The 18,372-nt window shown below is 66.4% G+C and carries 15 protein-coding genes; 11 read left to right on the top strand and 4 right to left on the bottom strand.

The annotated features are described in order from the left end of the window. Positions 1–3: 3 nt before the first annotated feature. Together E7T10_RS13425 and E7T10_RS13430 are read right to left on the bottom strand one after the other, a co-directional pair. Positions 4–759 (bottom strand): ABC transporter ATP-binding protein, encoded by a 756-nt coding sequence (locus E7T10_RS13425; RefSeq protein ID WP_137722191.1) that lies wholly within the window; start codon positions 757–759, stop codon positions 4–6. Continuing rightward, positions 756–1,928, bottom strand: a complete 1,173-nt coding sequence (locus E7T10_RS13430; protein ID WP_055805778.1) for an ABC transporter permease — start codon at positions 1,926–1,928, stop codon at positions 756–758. Before E7T10_RS13430 ends, E7T10_RS13425 begins: the two co-directional genes overlap by 4 nt. 214 nt (positions 1,929–2,142) lie before the next feature. On the opposite strand from E7T10_RS13430, the gene E7T10_RS13435 reads away from it, so the two are divergent. The 7 genes from E7T10_RS13435 to E7T10_RS15790 all read left to right on the top strand — a co-directional run bounded on the left by E7T10_RS13435 (position 2,143) and on the right by E7T10_RS15790 (position 10,677). Then, positions 2,143–4,236, top strand: a complete 2,094-nt coding sequence (locus E7T10_RS13435; RefSeq protein WP_137722192.1) for a S46 family peptidase — start codon at positions 2,143–2,145, stop codon at positions 4,234–4,236. A 171-nt stretch (positions 4,237–4,407) separates the two neighbouring features. Then, positions 4,408–6,486, top strand: a complete 2,079-nt coding sequence (locus tag E7T10_RS13440) for a S46 family peptidase (protein WP_137722193.1) — start codon at positions 4,408–4,410, stop codon at positions 6,484–6,486. Next, positions 6,483–6,992 (top strand): GNAT family N-acetyltransferase, encoded by a 510-nt coding sequence (locus tag E7T10_RS13445; RefSeq protein ID WP_137722194.1) that lies wholly within the window; start codon positions 6,483–6,485, stop codon positions 6,990–6,992. Before E7T10_RS13440 ends, E7T10_RS13445 begins: the two co-directional genes overlap by 4 nt. A 46-nt stretch (positions 6,993–7,038) precedes the next feature. Further along, entirely contained in the window at positions 7,039–7,614 is a 576-nt protein-coding gene (locus tag E7T10_RS13450; protein ID WP_137722195.1) for a TetR/AcrR family transcriptional regulator, read from the top strand. Beyond that, on the top strand, positions 7,614–9,311 hold the full coding sequence (locus E7T10_RS13455) for an MFS transporter (RefSeq protein ID WP_137722196.1): 1,698 nt from the start codon (positions 7,614–7,616) through the stop codon (positions 9,309–9,311). Before E7T10_RS13450 ends, E7T10_RS13455 begins: the two co-directional genes overlap by 1 nt. Before the next feature lie 13 nt (positions 9,312–9,324). Next, the gene (locus E7T10_RS13460) at positions 9,325–10,449 is read left to right on the top strand and encodes an HlyD family secretion protein (protein WP_137722197.1); all 1,125 of its coding nucleotides are present in this window, start codon (positions 9,325–9,327) and stop codon (positions 10,447–10,449) included. 51 nt (positions 10,450–10,500) lie between these two features. After that, entirely contained in the window at positions 10,501–10,677 is a 177-nt protein-coding gene (locus tag E7T10_RS15790; RefSeq protein ID WP_017505124.1) for a hypothetical protein, read from the top strand. A 7-nt stretch (positions 10,678–10,684) separates the two neighbouring features. Here the strand turns inward: E7T10_RS15790 and E7T10_RS13465 are convergent, their stop codons facing one another. After that, a complete protein-coding gene (locus E7T10_RS13465) occupies positions 10,685–10,888 on the bottom strand; it encodes a hypothetical protein (RefSeq protein ID WP_228763748.1) in 204 nt (67 codons plus the stop codon). A 193-nt stretch (positions 10,889–11,081) separates the two neighbouring features. Between E7T10_RS13465 and E7T10_RS13470 the strand changes: the two genes are divergently transcribed. From E7T10_RS13470 to E7T10_RS13485, 4 genes are all read left to right on the top strand, one after another. Beyond that, entirely contained in the window at positions 11,082–12,158 is a 1,077-nt protein-coding gene (locus E7T10_RS13470; RefSeq protein WP_137722198.1) for a site-specific DNA-methyltransferase, read from the top strand. Between the two features lie 210 nt (positions 12,159–12,368). Continuing rightward, the gene (locus E7T10_RS13475) at positions 12,369–13,481 is read left to right on the top strand and encodes a glycosyltransferase family 4 protein (protein WP_137722655.1); all 1,113 of its coding nucleotides are present in this window, start codon (positions 12,369–12,371) and stop codon (positions 13,479–13,481) included. A gap of 102 nt (positions 13,482–13,583) precedes the next feature. Continuing rightward, a complete protein-coding gene (locus E7T10_RS13480; RefSeq protein WP_137722199.1) occupies positions 13,584–15,011 on the top strand; it encodes a VWA domain-containing protein in 1,428 nt (475 codons plus the stop codon). A gap of 148 nt (positions 15,012–15,159) precedes the next feature. Further along, positions 15,160–17,307: an amylo-alpha-1,6-glucosidase gene (locus tag E7T10_RS13485; protein WP_137722200.1), complete on the top strand. Its 2,148-nt coding sequence runs from the start codon at positions 15,160–15,162 to the stop codon at positions 17,305–17,307. 3 nt (positions 17,308–17,310) lie between these two features. On the opposite strand, the gene mutY is transcribed toward E7T10_RS13485, so the two are convergent. Beyond that, positions 17,311–18,360 (bottom strand): A/G-specific adenine glycosylase, encoded by a 1,050-nt coding sequence (gene mutY, locus E7T10_RS13490; protein WP_137722201.1) that lies wholly within the window; start codon positions 18,358–18,360, stop codon positions 17,311–17,313. Positions 18,361–18,372 lie beyond the last annotated feature (12 nt).

Genomic DNA, 18,372 nt, shown 5'->3' on the forward strand with positions numbered 1-18,372 from the left:
CGGTTAGTGGGACGCCAGGATGGCGTTCGGATCGGGGATGCGGCGCTGGTCGTCCAGGATTTTGCCGTCCTCGATGTGGATGACCCGGTCGGCCCAGGCCTCCAGGCGTGGATCATGGGTCACGCAGATGACGGCGGCGCCGTGTTCGGTGGCGGCGCGGCGCAGCAGCTTGATGACCACCTGGCCGTTCTCGCCGTCCAGGGCGGAGGTGGGTTCGTCGGCGAACAGGATCTTCGGGTCCTTGGCCAGAGCGCGGGCGATGGCGACGCGCTGCTTTTCACCACCCGACAAAGCCGCCGGCCGCTGGTGCAGACGGTGGCCCAGGCCGACCTCTTCAAGGGCGATCGTGGCGCGCTTCTTGGCCTGGCCCGCAGTCAGCCCCTGAAACTTCAGCACCGTCTCGACCTGCTGAAGCGCCGTCAGCGCGGGAAACAGGTTGAAGCCCTGGAAGATGAAGCCGCAGTTATCCAGGCGGAATTTATCGATCCGGCCCGAGGACAGCTTCCACAGATCGTCGACGTCCAACGCGTCCACCCGGCCCTCTTCAGGCTTCAGCAGGCCCGACAGGGCTGCGATCAGGGTGGACTTGCCCGAGCCGGAAGGACCCATGACCATGGTCAGGTCGCCATGCCGCGCATCGAAATCGACGCCTTTCAGCACATCCACCCAGGTCTTGCCGGACTTGAACCGCTTGACCAGGCTTTTGGCCTCGATGGCGAAGTCGCCGTGCTTGCCGTGAACCTTTGTATGAACGTTCATCGCAGCAGGTCCGCCGGTTGGCTGTTCTTGAGGATGCCCAGCGACAGCAGGCCGGACACCATGGCGATGGCGATCAGGCCGATGCCGACGATGATCAGCAGCGACAGCGGCAAGGCGATGATCACCGCCCCCATCATCGCCAGCAGCGACACCAGCCAGGTCAGGACAATGGCCGCGATGACGCCGACGACGCCGACCCAGAAGCTCAGCTCGACCACGATCCGACGCAACGACCCCATGCTGACGCCCAGGGCCCGCAGAGAGGCGAACTCCTTGATGTTGGCCATGATGGCGCCGCGCAGGGTCTGCCAGGTGATGGCCACGCCGATGATGATCCCCAAGACGACGCAGCCGCCGATGATGATGACCAGGATGCCTTCCTCGAACATGGCGCCGGCGTTGGCGTCGGCCAGTTGCTGCTTGGTCCAGGCCTTCCACTGACCGGCGCCCATGGCGTTCAGCTGGGCCACCACGATGGGCGCGCGGGCCGGATCACGCAGCTTGACCATCAGCGGACCGACGCGCGGACCCGTGTCGGCCTGGCCCAGCATCCGCAGGGTGTCGCGCGACATGACCACGCCCGGCTGCATCATATTGGGATAGCCGCGCGTCACGCCGACGACGGTGACGGTCTGGCCGTTATACAGGGCCTTGTCGCCCAGCTTCACGCCCAGGGTCGTCAGGGCCGTCTCGTCGACCGCCACGGTGTAGGGTTGGCGCAACGCATCGACCAGTTCCTGCGAATAGTCGGTCGGGATGGTCACCGAGCCAGGACGGGTGTCGATGATGCTGGCCTGGACGAACTTCTGACGCGGCGCGCCCTGCGACGCATTGTCCGCCTGGCTCTTGGTCGGATCGACGTTCTTGATGTTCTGGAAGGTTCCGCCGGCGCCGTCCAGAGGCATGACCTCGACCACCTCGGGGTGATTGTAGGCCAGGGGGATGAATCGGCGCGGCACGCCCGACGGCCCGCCGATCAGGCTCTTGGCGCCGGGCTGCATGATGAAGATGTCGGCGTTCGACCGTTCGATGGTGGCAGTGAATCCCTTGCCGATGCCGATGAAGACGCCGGTCATCGCCAGGACCAGAAGCCCGGACAGGGCCAGGGCCATGACCGCCGCCATATAGCGACGCCACTCGAACAGCAGTGTTGATAGCGCAAGCGACATTGTCGTCGATAAACCCCCGGTACTTGCGCCTATCTGACCGTGCGCCCCCTCACCGCCAAGTTAAATCGGGGTAAGGCTTGTGAACCCTTGTCATTGCGGGTTCGAAATCAGGGGATTAAGGGCCTTACAGCCTCTTGGCGCCCGCCCTTCGTCGGCGCTAGTTACAACATAACAGATGGGACAGGCCGTCCCACGCTCTGGGAAACACGCCTTCATGTCCTTGCCCTCGCTTCGTCTCACCGCCTCTCTGGCCGCGCTCGGCGCCGCCACCGCCGTCCTGTCCGCGCCTGCGACCTCCGCGCGCGCCGACGAGGGCATGTGGACCTTCGACAACTTCCCCATCGCCACGGTGAACGAGAAGTACGGCACCAACATCGATCAGGCCTGGCTGGATCGCGTGCGCAACGCCGCCGTCCGCCTGCAGGGCTGCTCGGCCTCGCTGGTGTCGAACGAAGGCCTGGTGCTGACCAACCACCACTGCGTCGTGTCGTGCGTTCAGGACCTGTCCACGGCCCAGAACGACTACGTCAAGAACGGCTGGATGCCCGCCACCCGCGAGGAAGAGAAGAAGTGCCCCGGCCAGACGGCCGAGATCCTGACCGACATCGTCGACGTCACCGACCGCGTGACCGGCGCCGGCGCCGGTCTTGAGGGCGCCGCCTTCGTCCAGGCCCGCGCCGCCGAGATCGACAAAATCCAGAAGGAGACCTGCGGCGACGATCAGAAGCTGACCTGCCAGGTCATCAGCTTCTACCGCGGCGGCCAGTACAAGCTCTACAAGTTCCGCAAGTATGACGACGTGCGCCTGGTCTTCGCGCCCGAGTTCCAGGCGGCCTTCTTCGGCGGCGACCCGGACAACTTCAACTTCCCGCGCTACGCCCTGGATGCCGGCTTCCTGCGCATCTACGAGGACGGCAAGCCGGTCGCCACGCCGAACCACCTGACCTGGAACGCCAATGCGCCCAAGGAAGGCGACGTCACCTTCGTCGCCGGCAACCCCGGCTCGACCCAGCGCCTGCTGACCGTGGCCCAGCTGGAAACCCTGCGCGACCAGCAACTGCCCATCAGCCTGATCCAGACCTCCGAACTGCGCGGTCGCCTGCTGGAGTATTCGACCACCAACGAAGAGGCCAAGCGCGTCTCGGTCGATCCGATCTTCGGCCTGGAGAACGGCTTCAAGGTCAACTACGGCCAGCAAGGCGCCCTGACCGATCCGGCCTTCATGGCCACCAAGCGCCGTGAAGAGCAGGAGCTGCGCGAGCGCGTCGCCGCCGACCCGGCCCTGGCCCAGCGCATCGGCGATCCGTGGGCCGATCTGGAACGCGCCTCGACCGCCCAACGCGACCTGTATCTGCCCTATCGCCAGCTGGAATCGGCGGCCGGTCAGCGTTCGTCGCTGTACAGCTACGCCAAGGCCATCGTCCGCGCCTCCAAGGAACGCGCCAAGCCCGTCGCTGAACGCCGCGCCGGCTATTCGGACGCCGACATCGCCTCGCTGGGCCGTCGCCTGGCGACCGAGACGCCGATCTCGAACGACCTGGAGAAGATCTATCTCGACTTCTGGCTGTCCAAGACCCGCGAATATCTGACGGTCGACAATGCGAACGTTAAGGCGCTGCTGGGCAAGGAAAGCCCCGAGCAGATCGCGGAGCGTCTGGTAGACGGCACGCGTCTGGCCGATCCCGCCTTCCGCGCCCAGGCCCTGGCCATGACGCCGGAGCAACTGGCCGCCTCGGGCGATCCGCTGATCCAGTTCGTCCTGGCCAATGACGATGCGGCCCAGGCCGTGCGCACCCAGTGGGAATCGGCCGTGTCCGGCCCGACCAGCCGCGCCGGCGAAAAGATCGCCCAGGCCCGGTTCGCGGTTTACGGCACTAACCTGTACCCCGACGCGACCTTCTCGCTGCGCCTGTCCTACGGCCAGGTGAAGGGCTGGACCTATCGTGGCGTGACCGTCGAACCCTTCACCCAGATCGGCGGCCTGTATGAGCGCAACACCGGCGCCGAGCCCTTCAACGCGGCCGAGGACTGGCTGGCGGCCGAGGGCAAGGTCAACAAATCGACCGTCTATGATTTCGTCTCGACCAACGACATCATCGGCGGCAACTCGGGCTCGCCCGTGATCAACGCCAAGGGCGAAGTCATCGGCGCCGCCTTCGACGGCAACATCCACTCACTGGGCGGCAGCTTCGGTTACGACCCCGAGCTGAACCGCACGGTGACGGTCTCGACCGCCGCCATCACCGAGGCCCTGCGCACCGTCTACAACCAGCCGCGCCTGCTGCGCGAACTGGGCGTGCGTCGCTAAGCTGAAAATCCTTCTCCCCTCGGGGGAGAAGGTGGCTCGCGCAAGCGAGACGGATGAGGGGGCTGGTTGACCCAGGCCCCCTTTTTCCATTTTGAATGCGGACAGAGCCCCCTCATCCGAGCCCTTTGGGCTCACCTTCTCCCCCGAGGGGAGAAGGATCAGGAGTTTTCAATGCGCCCTCTTCTCCTCGCCTCCGCCGCCGTTCTCGCTTTCGCCGCCGCCAGCTCGGCCAGCGCCGAGGAAGGCATGTGGACCTACGACAACTTCCCCATCGCCCGCGCCAACCAGACGCTGGGCACGAATATCGACCAGGCCTTCCTGGATCGGGTGCGGCTGTCGTCGGTAAAGTTCGGCGGCTGTTCGGCGGGCGTGGTGTCGGGCCAAGGCTTGGTCATGACCAACAACCACTGCGTCGCCACCTGCGTGGCCAACCTGTCCACGCCGCAACAGCAGTACGGCGAGACGGGCTTTACGCCCAGGACGCGCGAGGAAGAGCGCAAATGCCCCGGCGCCACGGCCGAGATCCTGACCGACATCTCCGACGTCACCGAGCGGATGCACAAGGCCGGCGAAGGGCTTGAGGGCCAGACCTTCACCCAGGCGCGCGAGGCCGAGGCCGGCCGGATCGAGACCGAAGCTTGCGGGAACGATCCCAAAATCCGCTGCCAGGTCGTCAGCCTGTACCGGGGCGGCCAGTTCAAACTCTACAAATACCGCAAATACAGCGATGTGCGCCTGGCCTGGGCGCCGGAAGACCGCGCCGCCACCTTCGGCGGCGATCTGGACAACTTCTCCTTCCCCCGCTTCGCCATCGATGCCGCCTTCATCCGTCTGTATGAGGACGGCAAGCCGGTCGAGACGCCCATCCACTTCGCCTGGAACGCCGACAAGCCCACCGAGGGCGAGGCCGTCTTCATCACCGGCAATCCCGGCGCGACCCAGCGGCTGCTGACGATGGACCAGCTGGCGACAATCCGCGACGTGGTCCTGCCGCTGGATCAGCTGATCGCCTCGGAGCTGCGCGGTCGTCTGATCCGCTATTCCGAAGAGGGCGAGGATCAGGCTTTCATCGCCATGGATCCGATCGTGGGCGTGGAGAACACCTACAAGCGCGGTCTTGGCCGGATGCGCGCCCTGACCGACGCCCAGTTCATCCAGGCCAAGGCGGCGGCCGAGGTCGATTTCATGCAACGCTACGCCGCCGCCAACGGCAATGGTCCCGATCCCTGGGGTGCGCTGGAAGCAGTCCAGCCCATCGCGCGCGAACTCTATGCGCCGACCGCCCTGCTGGAAGGCGGCACGGGCCTGGGCACCACCTCGGTCGCGGGCGGATCGCAGCTGTTCCAGTGGGCCAAGGCCATCGTGCGCGGCGCGCAGGAGCGGGCCAAGCCGTCGGATCAGCGTCTGGCCGAGTTCGCCGACAGCCGCCTGCCGGGCGTCGAATCCAGCCTGTTCGCCGAGCGGCCCACCTATCCCGCGCTGGAGCAGATCCGGCTGGAATGGTGGCTGTCCAAGACGCGCGAATGGCTGACGGTCGACAGCCCCCATGTCCGCACCCTGCTGGGCAAGGAAAGCCCTGAAGCGCTGTCGGCCCGCGTCGTCGCCGGCACTAAGCTGGCCGATCCGGCCGTGCGTCGCGCCCTGTGGACCGGCGGTCTGGCGGCGGTTCAGGCATCGGACGATCCGATGATCCAATATGTGCTGTCGATCGACGCCGACGCCCGCGCCGTCCGCACGGAATGGGAGAACAAGGTCAAGGCCCCGACCGACCGCGCCTCCGAACAGCTGGCCGCCGCCCGCTTCGCCGCCTATGGCGACGCCGTCTATCCCGACGCCACCGGCACCCTGCGCCTGACCTATGGCAAGGTCGAAGGCTCCGACGTGCCGGGCCAGCGCTTCGGCGCCTTCACCACCTTCGCCGGCCTGTGGGACCGCGCGACGGGGGCCGAGCCGTTCAAGGTCGCGCCCAAGCTGATGGCCGCCAAGGACCGGATCGATCCGAACGCGGTGATGGACATGGCCGTCTCGACCGACACGATCGGCGGTTCGTCCGGCTCGCCCGCGGTCAACGCCCGAGGCGAGATCATCGGGGCCAACTTCGATTCCACCGTCCTGACCCAGCGCAACGCCTACGGCTACGACCGCAACACGAACCGCAGCGTGATCGTCACCACCCAGGCCGTCACCGTGGCCCTGCGCGATGTCTATGGGATGGATCATCTGCTGGCGGAGCTGGGCGTCAGCCGGTGACGCCGATCGCCATACGCGCGGCGACGTCCGACGACGTCGCCGCGCTGCATCCCTTGATCGAGCGCGCCTATCGCGGCGACACCGCCAAGGCCGGCTGGACGCATGAGGCCGACCTGCTGTTCGATGATCGCACCAGCGCGTCGGAGCTGTCGGCCCTGATCGGCGATCCTGACCGGGTCATCCTGCTGGCCCATCGCGAGAACGCGCTGATCGGCTGCGTCCAGGTCGCCCGCGCCGGCGACGACCTGGCCTATCTCGGCATGCTGACCGTCGAGCCGACCTTGCAGGCGTCCGGCCTCGGCCGTCGTCTGCTCGCGGCCGCCGAAAGCGAAGCGGTCGCGCGTTTCGGCGCGCGCCGCATGGAGATGACGGTCATCCACCGACGGGCCGAACTGATCGCCTGGTACGAGCGACGCGGTTACGCCCCCACCGGCGAAACCCGCCCCTTCCCCGTCGATCCGCCCCGGCCCGAGCTGGATTTCATGGTGCTGGAAAAAGCGCTCTAGCCGCCCCTTGTAAAACGGACAGTCGTGTCCATTTACGCGCCTCACCATGACGCGCCCTGCCGAAAAACCTGTCCGCAAGGACGCCGCTCTGAACCGAGCGGCGGTGCTGGAGGCCGCGCGCGCGGTCTTCGCCGACCAGGGGCTGGACGCGCCGCTGGATCTGATCGCCGAGCGGGCCGGGGTGGGGCGCGGCACCCTGTATCGGCACTTCTCCGACCGGACGGAACTGGCTCTGGCGGTTCTGGAGGCCGACGTCGCGGACCTGGGTCGACGCACCGCCGAACAGGGCGATGATCCACAGGCTTTCTTTTGGTTTCTGGACCGGCTGGCCGAGGACATGGTGCGCAATGCGGGACTGGCCGGCGTCGTGCGGAACGTGCGGTCGCCAGATGCGCTTACACCGTTGCGGCAGAGCTTGATGGAGGCGGGCGCCGCACCGCTGAAGCGGGCCCAGGCCGCCGGCCTGGTGAGGGAGGATCTGCGGCCGATGGACATCCGTCTGATCGCCACCCTGCTGGGCGCCGGTTTTCAGGGCGCAGACGAAGCCGAGCGCCAGGCTGTATCGCTGCGCACCCGCGCGCTTGTTCTTGACGGCCTGAGACCGCGCGGAGGGCCGCGCTGATGGCCCGCAACAACTGGCACCTGCCCTGGGAACAGTATGTCGAGACGCTGAAGCCGCACGAGCGGCCGATGATGCCCGGCTCGCCCGCCACGCCCGATCACTCCTGGCCGATGCGAATCCAGTACGCCCTGACCGGCCTGCTGGTCGCCATGGTCGGATCGCTCGGCAACGCCGCCGTCACCGCCAATATCCAGAACCTGCAAGGCTCGCTGGGGATCACGATCACCGAGGCCGCCTGGCTGCCGGTCGTCTTCGTCATGACCAACGCCTGCATGAACCTGATCCTGGTCAAGTTCCGGATGCAGTACGGCCTGCGCCTGTTCACCCAGATCTTCCTGGGCGCCTTCGTGCTGGTCTGCGCCGCCCACCTGTTCGTCGACAACTATCAATCGACCCTGCTGGTCCGGGCCATCGCCGGCATGGCGGGCGCGGGTCTTTCCAGCCTGGGCTTTCTTTATATCATCCAAGCCTTTCCGGCGGCGCATAGGCTCAAAGGGCTGATCATCGGCATCGGCCTGGCCAGTTTCGCCGTGCCGATTTCGCGCCTCGTCATGCCCGGCCTGCTGCAGCTGGGGGACTGGCGCGCCTTCTATCTGTTCGAGCTGGGCCTGTGCCTGGTCGCCTGGGGCGCGGTGCAGGTGGTCAAGCTGCCGCCGTCCGAGCGGCTGCGGGTGTTCGACCGGCTGGACTTTTTGACCTTCGCCCTGTTCGCGCCGGGGGTGGCCCTGCTGTGCGCTTCGCTGGGCCTGGGGCGGATCGTTTGGTGGACGCAGGCCGCCTGGATCGGCTGGGCCCTGATCGGGTCCATCATCCTGCTGACCGCCGCCTTCCTGGTCGAGCACAATCGCAAGAACCCGCTGATCAACACCCGCTGGCTGACGGGACCGGACTTGCTGCGCCTGTTCGGGGCGATCCTGCTGATCCGCATCGTGCTGTCGGAACAGACCTCCGGCGCGGTGGGCTTCCTGACCGTCGTCGGCCTGGGACCGGATCAGCTTCACGGCCTGTTCGTCGTCATCCTGCTGTCGATGATCGCCGGCACCCTGGTCAGCGCCTTCACCCTGAACATGGAGAAGCTGAACAAGCCGATCGCCATCGCCCTGGCGCTGATCGCCGTCGGCGCCTGGATCGACAGCCATTCGACCGTGCTGACGCGCCCGGCGCAGCTGTATTTCAGCCAGGCCCTGATCGCCTTCGCCTCGGCCATGTTCATCGGCCCGGCGCTGATGATCGGCATCGTCAAGGTGCTGACCCAAGGCAAGCAGAACCTGATTAGCTTCATCGTCATGTTCAGCGTGCTTCAGAACGTCGGCGGTCTGGCAGGTTCCGCCCTGACCGGAACGCTTCAGATCATCCGCGAGAAATATCATTCCAACCAGCTGGCGGCCGGGATTTCGGCGCTGGATCCGCAGGTCGCCTTGCGGCTGCGCCAACTATCGGGAGCCTATGCCTCGACAATAACGGACCCCGCACTGGCGAACGCCGAAGGCGCCGTCCTGCTGGGCCGACAGGTGACGCAGCAGGCCAATGTGCTGGCCTACAACGACGTCTTTCTGGTCATCGCCGTGATCGCGGCCCTGGGCTCCGCCTGGGTGACCGTCACCCACCTGCGGCCGCGCTGGAAGGCGCGCCGCGACGCCAAGACCAACAATGCAGACGCTGCGGTCCAAAGCGCCGCCGTCGCCGCCGCAGACTGAACCGAGACCCACAATGACCGACGCCGCCCAGACTGCCCCTACCCCGCCCGCCCACGCCTCTTCCGCTCCCGCCGCCCCGCAGGCGCCCGCCGCCGCTCCGCCCGCGCCGAAGAAGAACGTCATGTGGACCGTCATCGCCGCCGGGGTCGCCCTGCTGGGCGTTCTGATGGTGCTGTACGCTTGGCAGCTGCCGCCCTTCCGAGGCGCGATCCAGCGTACCGACAACGCCTATGTGCGCGGCCAGGTGACGATCATCAGCCCGCAGGTGAACGGCTATGTCACGGCCGTGCCGGTCCAGGACTTCCAGACCGTCCAAAAGGGGCAGCTGCTAGCCCAGGTGGACGACCGCATCTATCGCCAGCGGCTGGAGCAGGCTGAGGCCAGCCTGCATTCGGCCCAGGCGGCCCTGTCCAACTCGGCCCAGACCCAGGCGTCGGCGCGCGGATCGGTGGCCCAGCAGCGCGCCTCCATCGCCGCCGCCGAAGCCACGCTGACACGGGCTCAGGCTGACGCCAACCGCGCCCGCACCCTGAAGGCCGGCGGCTGGGTCGCCCAGGCCAATGTGGACGTCGCCGAAGCCGCCCTGCGCAGCGCCCAGGCCCAGGTCGCCCAGGCCCGCGCCGCCGAAGGCATCGCCCAGACCGGGGTCACCTCCGCCGTCGTCGGCCGCGACAGCCTGGCCGCCGCCGTCGAGAACGCCCAGGCCGCCGTGCGCCTGGCCCAGATCGACTTGGCCAACACCCGCATCGTCGCCCCCCGCGCCGGTCGCCTCGGCGAGATCGGCGTGCGCCAGGGCCAGTATGTGACCGCGGGGACCCAACTGATGGGTCTGGTGCCGGACGTGGTCTGGGTCACGGCCAATATGAAGGAGACGCAGATGAGGAATATCCGCGTCGGCCAGCCGGTCGAGATCACCGTCGACGCCCTGCGCGGCCAGACCCTGCGCGGCCATGTCGAAAGGATCGCCCCCGCCGCCGGGTCGGAGTTCAGCGTCATCCGTCCCGACAACGCCACCGGCAACTTCACCAAGGTGGCCCAGCGCATCCCGGTCCGCATCCGCATCGACCCGAACCAGCCCGCCGCCGAGCGTCTGGCCCCGGGCATGTCGGTGGTGGCGAAGGTGAATACGGCCGGCTGACGGAACACGCCGCTCTGCATCGCGCTACCTCTCCCAGCAAGGGAGAGCACCATGGACCGCGAACAGACCAAGGGTCGTGAAGAGAACGGCGCCGATCCGGCCGGCAAGCCGGACGCCCTGACCTCCGACAAGGCGACGAAGGCGGTCGGTCAGGCCGAGCGCCAAAGCGCGGGGCCGGACGGTCCGGACGCCGCTGAGATCGGCGACACCTTCAAGCGCAAGCCCTGACGCCGGATCAGGCCGATCGCGGCGACAGGCTGGCGGCAAGCAGATGCACGTCGTGCGCCCGCATCCGCTCGAAGTTTCCCAACCCCAGGGCCAGGGCGCGCATGATCTCCGTTTGGCGCGTATGTTCGGGATGAGCGGGCAAGGACGGCTCCGCCCGCGCCAGTTCCGCATCCAGTTCGGCCATCATATGGGCCAGGATTCCGTCGTTCATCTGATCCTCCATCACGCCGCCGACCGCCGCAAACGGTTAGAGCATGAATAGAACAAATCCGGAACACGCTGGCCCGAGAAGGCTGTGGATGGTGCGGTCGGACTGCAATATGCGTCCGGCTGACCCTGGCGTTTAATCCACCTTAACCACAAGGATTCACCATAGCGGTCTCACTGTTGCGGGGCCGCGTTCCATGTCCGAGCTTAAGACCGACGTCATTCACCGTGGCGATTGCATCGAAGTGCTGAAAAGCCTGCCCGACGCCTCGGTGGATATGGTCTTCGCCGATCCGCCCTATAATCTGCAGCTGGGCGGCGACCTGCTGCGCCCGGACAATTCCAAGGTCGATGCGGTCGACGACGACTGGGACAAGTTCGCCAGCTTCGCCGACTATGACGCCTTCACCCGCGCCTGGCTGGCGGAATGCCGCCGCGTCCTGAAGCCCGAGGGCTCGATCTGGGTGATCGGCAGCTACCATAACGTCTTCCGCCTGGGATCGGCGATCCAGGATCTGGGCTTCTGGGTGCTGAACGACATCATCTGGCGCAAGTCCAACCCGATGCCGAACTTCAAGGGCACCCGGTTCACCAACGCCCATGAGACCCTGATCTGGGCCGCCAAGTCGCGGGATCAGAAGCGCTACACCTTCAACTATGACGCGCTGAAGGCCTTCAACGAAGACACCCAGATGCGCTCGGACTGGACCTTCGCTCTGTGCACGGGCGAGGAGCGAATCAAGGACGCCGACGGCAAGAAGGCCCACCCGACCCAGAAACCCGAAGCTCTGCTGCACCGCGTCCTGCTGTCGGCGACGCGCCCCGGCGACGTGATCCTGGACCCCTTCTTCGGCACCGGCACCACCGGCGCCGCCGCAAAACGCCTCGGCCGCCACTACATCGGCATCGAGCGTGACGAGACCTATGCCGAGGTCGCCCAAACCCGCATCGCTTCGGTCATCCCTGCCCGCCCCGAAGATCTGATGGTCACAGGCTCCAAGCGCGCCGAGCCCAAGGTGCCGTTCGGCGCCCTGGTCGAGGCCGGCCTGCTGCAACCCGGCGACCGCCTGTATTGCCCCAAGGGCGAGCGCGAGGCGCGGGTTCGCGCGGACGGTTCGCTGGTTCACGGCTCGCTCAGCGGCTCGATCCACAAACTGGGCGCGCTGCTGGAGAATGCGCCGGCCTGCAACGGCTGGACCTATTGGCGCTTCAAGACCGACCAGGGCTTGAAGTCCATCGACGCCCTGCGCTCTGAGGTTCGCGCCGCGATGTGAGCCGCTGCGACCGCGCATCGCACGAGCCACATCAATCACTTAGCTGGCAATGCGTCGCCAATACGTACGATTTCGCACACTCAATATGGGTCAGCGTCGCTGTAACCCCGCGAAACCTATGTGAAAATTCATCAGCTGCGACGGAACTTCGCAGTTGCGAGACCATTGATGTCAACGGCCCGCCAGGATGCGGTGTCGGAGCACATCATCATGAAAATCGCGCAGATCACCCCTCTGTATGAGGCCGTGCCTCCTAAGCTGTACGGCGGCACGGAGCGTGTGGTGGCGCATCTGACCGACGCCCTGGTCGATCTGGGTCATGACGTGACCCTGTTCGCCAGCGCCGATGCCCAGACCAAGGCCCGTCTGGTGCCCGTGCGTGACCAGGCCATCCGTTTGGATCCGGCGCCGCTGAAATCCGACCTCGCCGCCCACCTGTCGATGCTGGGCGAAGTGCTGGACCGCGCCGACGAGTTCGACGTGATCCACTTTCACACCGACATGGTCCACTTCCCGCTGTTCCAGAAATATGCGGACAAGACTTTGACGACCCTGCACGGCCGCCTGGACATGAAGGACCTGCCCGGCGTCTATGCGCGCTGGAGCGAGTTCGGACTGGTCTCCATCTCCGACGATCAGCGCAAGCCGCTGCATTTCGCCAACTGGAAGGCTACCGTTCATCACGGCATGCCCGGCGAACAATACATCTTCTCGCCAATGTCGGAGGGCTATCTGGCCTTCTTGGGTCGCATCTCGCCCGAGAAGCGCCCCGACCGCGCCATCGAGATCGCCACCAAACTGGGCAAGCGCCTGAAGATGGCTGCAAAGGTGGACGCCGCCGACAAACGTTATTGGGAGGAGACGATCCGCCCGCTGGTCGAGGGCAATCCGCTGATCGAGTTCATCGGGGAGATAGGCGACCATCAGAAGTCCGCCTTCCTCGGCGGCGCCGAAGCCCTGCTCTTCCCCATCGACTGGCCGGAGCCGTTCGGTCTGGTGATGATCGAGGCCATGGCCTGCGGCACCCCGGTGATCGCCTTCCGCTGCGGCTCGACGCCAGAGGTAATCGAGGACGGCGCTACCGGCTTCCTGGTCGACACTATGGAACAGGCCATCGCCGCCGCCGGACGCGCGCATCTGCTGGACCGCGAGGCCATCCGCGCGCGCTTCGATCTGCGGTTTTCCGCCACCGCCATGGCGCGTCGTTACTTAGACGTCTACGGCGACCTGCTGGCGCGCCGTCCGTTCGCAGAGGCTGCGCTGGATGACGTGGTCACCCCGCTGCGTCCGCGTGAAGAGCGCAGCTTCGCCGCCACCGCCTAAAACCAGCTCAGTCGGGACATCGTTGCAATCTTGAGTTGGTAACGGCGTTCACCCAAAAGTTAAGCTTATCCATTACGGTCGTCCCAAATCGGGGCGACCACTATGCAATGGACAGCGATGAGGCGGCTGGCGCATCTGCGCCGGAATACCGCAGGCAACATTGCGACCTTCTTCGCCCTGTCCGCCATGGGCCTGACACTGATGGTCGGCCTGGCCATCGACATCAATCGCTATGTCTCGGTCAGGAACCAAGTGCAGGAAGCCCTCGATGCAGCAGCGTTGGGCGCTGCGGCGTCCCGCGCCCAGACGGTCAAGGAGCTGGAAGCGGTCAGCGGTCCCTATCTGGAGGCCAATCTGAAGACCGGCCAATTGATCGACGGCTGGAAGACCGGCACCCAATATGTCGATGGCAAAATCGTCAGGGTGACCTTCAAGGGCGGGGTCAAACCCATCTTCGCGGGTCTGGCCGGCGTCAAACAGTTCGACATCAACGCCCTGTCCGAGGCGACGCGTGGCGTGGCGCAAAAGATCGAGACCGTTCTGGTGCTCGATAACACCTGGTCCATGAGTGAAAAGGACAGTCGGTCGATCAAGCGGATCGATGCGCTGAAGACCTCGGCCAGTTTGCTGGTCAACGAGTTGATGGCGACCGAAAGCGATGAGGTCTCGATCGGCGTCGTGCCTTATGCGGACTACGTCAATGTCGGGATTGCCAATCGCAAGGCCCCGTGGATTTCCGTGCCCGACGACTACGTTCAGGAGCGCACCTGTACGACCAAGACGACCTACAGCGGCGGCACGCCCTATCCTTGCACCACCGTGCGCGACGGCGTCAGCGAGATCGGCACCTGCTACAAGGATCAGGTGGTCAAGACGGTCACCGTCCCGCCCTATGCTTGCAACGTCAGCTACAAGTGGTTCGGCTGCGTCTACTCACGCAATGTCGGCACAACGCGGTTGAACGACCAGTCGCCAGCGACGCCCTACAAGGGTTTCCTGACGACAGGCCAGAGTTGCCTGAATGCGGTCAGCCCCCTGTCCAAGAGCAAATCCAGCGTCCTGAACGCGATCAAAAACCTTGTCATCAATGTCGGCGGCTACAAGCCCGAGACGCACATTCCATCCGGCCTGATCTGGGGCATCAATCTGCTGTCGCCCACCGCGCCGTTCCAGGAAGCCGGGGCCTACGATCCCGCAAACCGCACGCCGCGCAAAATACTGGTGCTTATGACCGACGGTGTGAACACCCTGCGCTACCGCTCGTCCGACGGCGCGCACGTCGCCACGGTCAAACCCAATGAGCTGGCGGCGACGGATTCCGATCTCGATTCGATCTGCACCTACGCCAAGTCGAGCAAGATCGAGGTCTTCACCGTGGGCCTCAACGTTCCCACGCAAAACGGACGCAATCTGCTCAGGACCTGCGCGACCGATTCCGACCACGCCTTCCTGGCCGAGGACAGCGCAGCCCTAGAGGCCGCATTCCGTGAGATCGCGCGCTCCATCGGCGTCGTACGGCTGATCAAGTAATTGTCTCGGGCCGTTTAGCGATGAAAAAGCACAGGTTCGCCTGAACCCGTCGGCGACTCGCCCATTAAAGTCTGCAAGCGGCCCCTGAGCGCCGCATTCGGGTGCGACACGTTCGGCCAAGGCCTCACAACGACGGGGAAGAGACCGCATGGACGACGCCTATTCCACTCAACTGACCGCCGGTGAATCGGTCGAGGCCACGGGTCTCGAGCAGCTGATGGCGCTGAAGGAAGGCGATACCTTCCTGGTCGCCGACGGATGGGGCGATATGAAGGGCGGCGCCGACGGCCTGTTCGCGGGCGACACCCGCGTCCTGTCGCGCTGGGCCATGACCGTCGGCCTGCTGAAGCCGTCACGCCTGTCGTCCGGCGTCAGCCAGGACAACGTCTTCTTCTCCTGCCACACCACCAACCGTCCCCTGCCCCCGATGGGGGGCCGGTCAGCTCCGGCCGGGGTCCTGCATATCGAGCGCCGGCGGTTTCTGTGGAACCGGCGGATGTTCGAGCGCATCCGCATGGTCAACCACGGGGTTGAGGACATCCTGCTGCCGCTGGCCTTCGATTTCGGCGCGGACTTCTTCGATATCTTCCAGGTGCGCGGCACGCCGCGAGCCAAGCGTGGGACCATACACACGCCGACCACCGATGGCCGCCGCGTCACCTTCCGCTACACCGGCCTGGACGACGTGGACCGGTCCAGCTGCATCGCCTTTTCCGAACCGCCCGCGCGCCTGACACATCAACGCGCCGAGTTCATGTTCAGCCTACCCAAGGGCCGCTCGCTGGATCTGTTCATCGAATGCGGCGTCGATGCCTGCGAGACGCCGGACGCCGATCGCTGGCGCCAGAACGCCATCCAGGCCCGCCTGGCCATGCGCGCCAAACGCCGGCGCGGCGCCTCGGTGCGCGGCCCGCGCAGCCCGCGCTTCAACGACTGGCTGGACCAGTCGCGCGCCGACATGGCGCTGTTGACCACAGACCTGCCGACCGGACCCTATCCCTATGCAGGCACGCCGTGGTTCTCGACCCCGTTCGGTCGCGACGGCATCATCTCGGCCTGGCAAATGCTGTGGCTGGATCCGTCGCTGGCCAAGGGCGTGCTGACCTATCTGGCCTCGCGCCAGGCGACCGAGACCTCGCTCTATCGGGACAGCCAGCCCGGCAAGATCATGCACGAGACCCGCGGCGGCGAGATGAGCGCCCTGCACGAGGTGCCGTTCGGCCTCTACTATGGCGGGGTCGACACCACCTGCCTGTTCGTGGCCTTGGCCGGCGCCTACGCCAACCGCACCGGCGATCTGGATCTGATCCGCAAGCTCTGGCCCAATCTGATCGCGGCCGCCGACTGGATGCGCGACTATGGCGACAGCAACAATGACGGCCTGATCGACTATCAGCGCGGCGCCGACACCGGCCTATCCAACCAGGGCTGGAAGGATTCCGAAGACAGCATCTTCCACGCCGACGGTCGCTTCCCCAAGGGTCCGATCGCGCTTTTGGAGGTTCAGGGCTACGCCTTCGCCGCCTGGAAGGCGCTGGGCGATCTGGGCGAGCGCCTGCACGACGACCGCACGACCGAATGGCGGATGCGCGCCGAGCAGGTCCGCTCGCTGGTCGAGGAAAAGTTCTGGATGGAGGACGAGGGCTTCTACGCCGTGGCCCTCGACGGCGACGGCCAGCAATGTCGCGCCATCGCCTCCAACGCCGGGCACCTGCTGTTCACCGGCCTGCCGTCGCTGGAACGTGCGCGGCGCGTCACAAAACGCCTGCTGACCGCCGAGTTCCGCACCGGCTGGGGCATCCGCACGCTGGAGGTTGGACAGGCCCGCTTCAATCCGATGAGCTATCACAACGGCTCGGTCTGGCCGCACGACACCGCCATGGCCGCCGCCGGCATGGCGGCTTACGGCGAGCGCGATGCGGTCGCGGAAATCCTGGCCGAGATCTACGCTGCCGCCGCCCACTTCCACCTGCGGCTGCCCGAACTGTTCTGCGGCTTCCCGCGTGAGCCGGGCGAGCCGCCCATCGCCTATCCAGTCGCCTGTCTGCCTCAGGCCTGGGCGGCGGGATCGGTCTTCCTGATGCTTCAGGCGACGCTGGGCCTGTCGATCGACGCCTGGACCGAGACGGTCGATCTGGCCGATCCGGTCCTGCCGGCCGGTCTGGATCGTCTGAAGATCACCGGCCTGGAAGTCGGCGGCGCCGTCGTGGATCTGAACATCCAGCACGCCGACGGTCGCGCGGTGGTCATCCCGCATCACAAGCGGGGCAAGGTTTCGATCCGCACGTTGCGGTAAGATTCAGCCGAACAGATCAGGCGCGCTCGCTCGGTCCAGCGCCTTGGCGAAGACCGTCGGCAGGGCGGCCCGCGCCGCCTCGATCGGCATCCAGCGATAGGGACCGCCCGCATCGACGCGCGCGGTCATCACCGTCAGCGTCAGGTTAAAGTGGGTGAAGACGTGCTCCACCGTCCCCGCCTCGCGCCAGTCGGCTTCGGTCGGCGCCGCTGCTGAGGGCTCGCCCGTCGCCCAGTCGCTGGTCGGCAGGCCCAGCATTCCGCCCAGCAGCCCCTTTTCGGGTCGCGTCTCGACCGCGACACGCCCCTGGTCGTCAACCAGCACATAGGCGATGCCCCGCCGATGCGGCCGCTCCGCCTTCTTCGTCTTCATCGGGAACCGGGCCGGGTCGCCCGTGGCCAGACCCAGGCATTCGGTGGCTACTGGACAGGTCCCGCACGACGGCGACTTGGGCCGGCAAACCGTCGCGCCCAGGTCCATCAACGCCTGCGCCCAGTCTCCGGGCCGCTCGTCGGTGACGAAAAGACCGGCCAACCGCCTCAGCTCGGGCCGGGCGGCGGGGACCGGCGTCTCGACCGCGAACAGACGCGCCATGACCCGCTCGACATTGCCGTCCACGACATTGGCCGCCCGGTCGAAGGCGATGGAGGCGACGGCTGCGGCCGTATAGGCGCCCACGCCCGGCAGCGCGAGCAGCGCCGCCTCGGTGTCCGGGAACACGCCGTCATGCTCGCCCGCCACCGCCCGCGCGCAGGCCAGCAGATTGCGGGCACGCGCATAGTAGCCCAGCCCCGCCCAGGCCCCCATCACCTCCGCATCCTCGGCCGCCGCCAGGTCCGAGACCGTCGGCCAGCGCGTGGTGAAGGCGTGGAAATACGGCGTCGCATGCGGCACGGTCGTCTGCTGAAGCATGACCTCCGACAGCCAGACACGGTACGGCTCGGTCCGCGGCGCGCCGACGGCGGCTCGCCACGGCAGGCTGCGCGCATGGGCGTCGTACCAGGCCAGCAGCCGGGAGCGGATCAGGTCTATGTCGGGAGAGACGTCAGGCATCGGTCGGGCTAT

This window comes from Brevundimonas sp. SGAir0440 (assembly GCF_005484585.1).
Taxonomy (GTDB): Bacteria; Pseudomonadota; Alphaproteobacteria; order Caulobacterales; family Caulobacteraceae; genus Brevundimonas.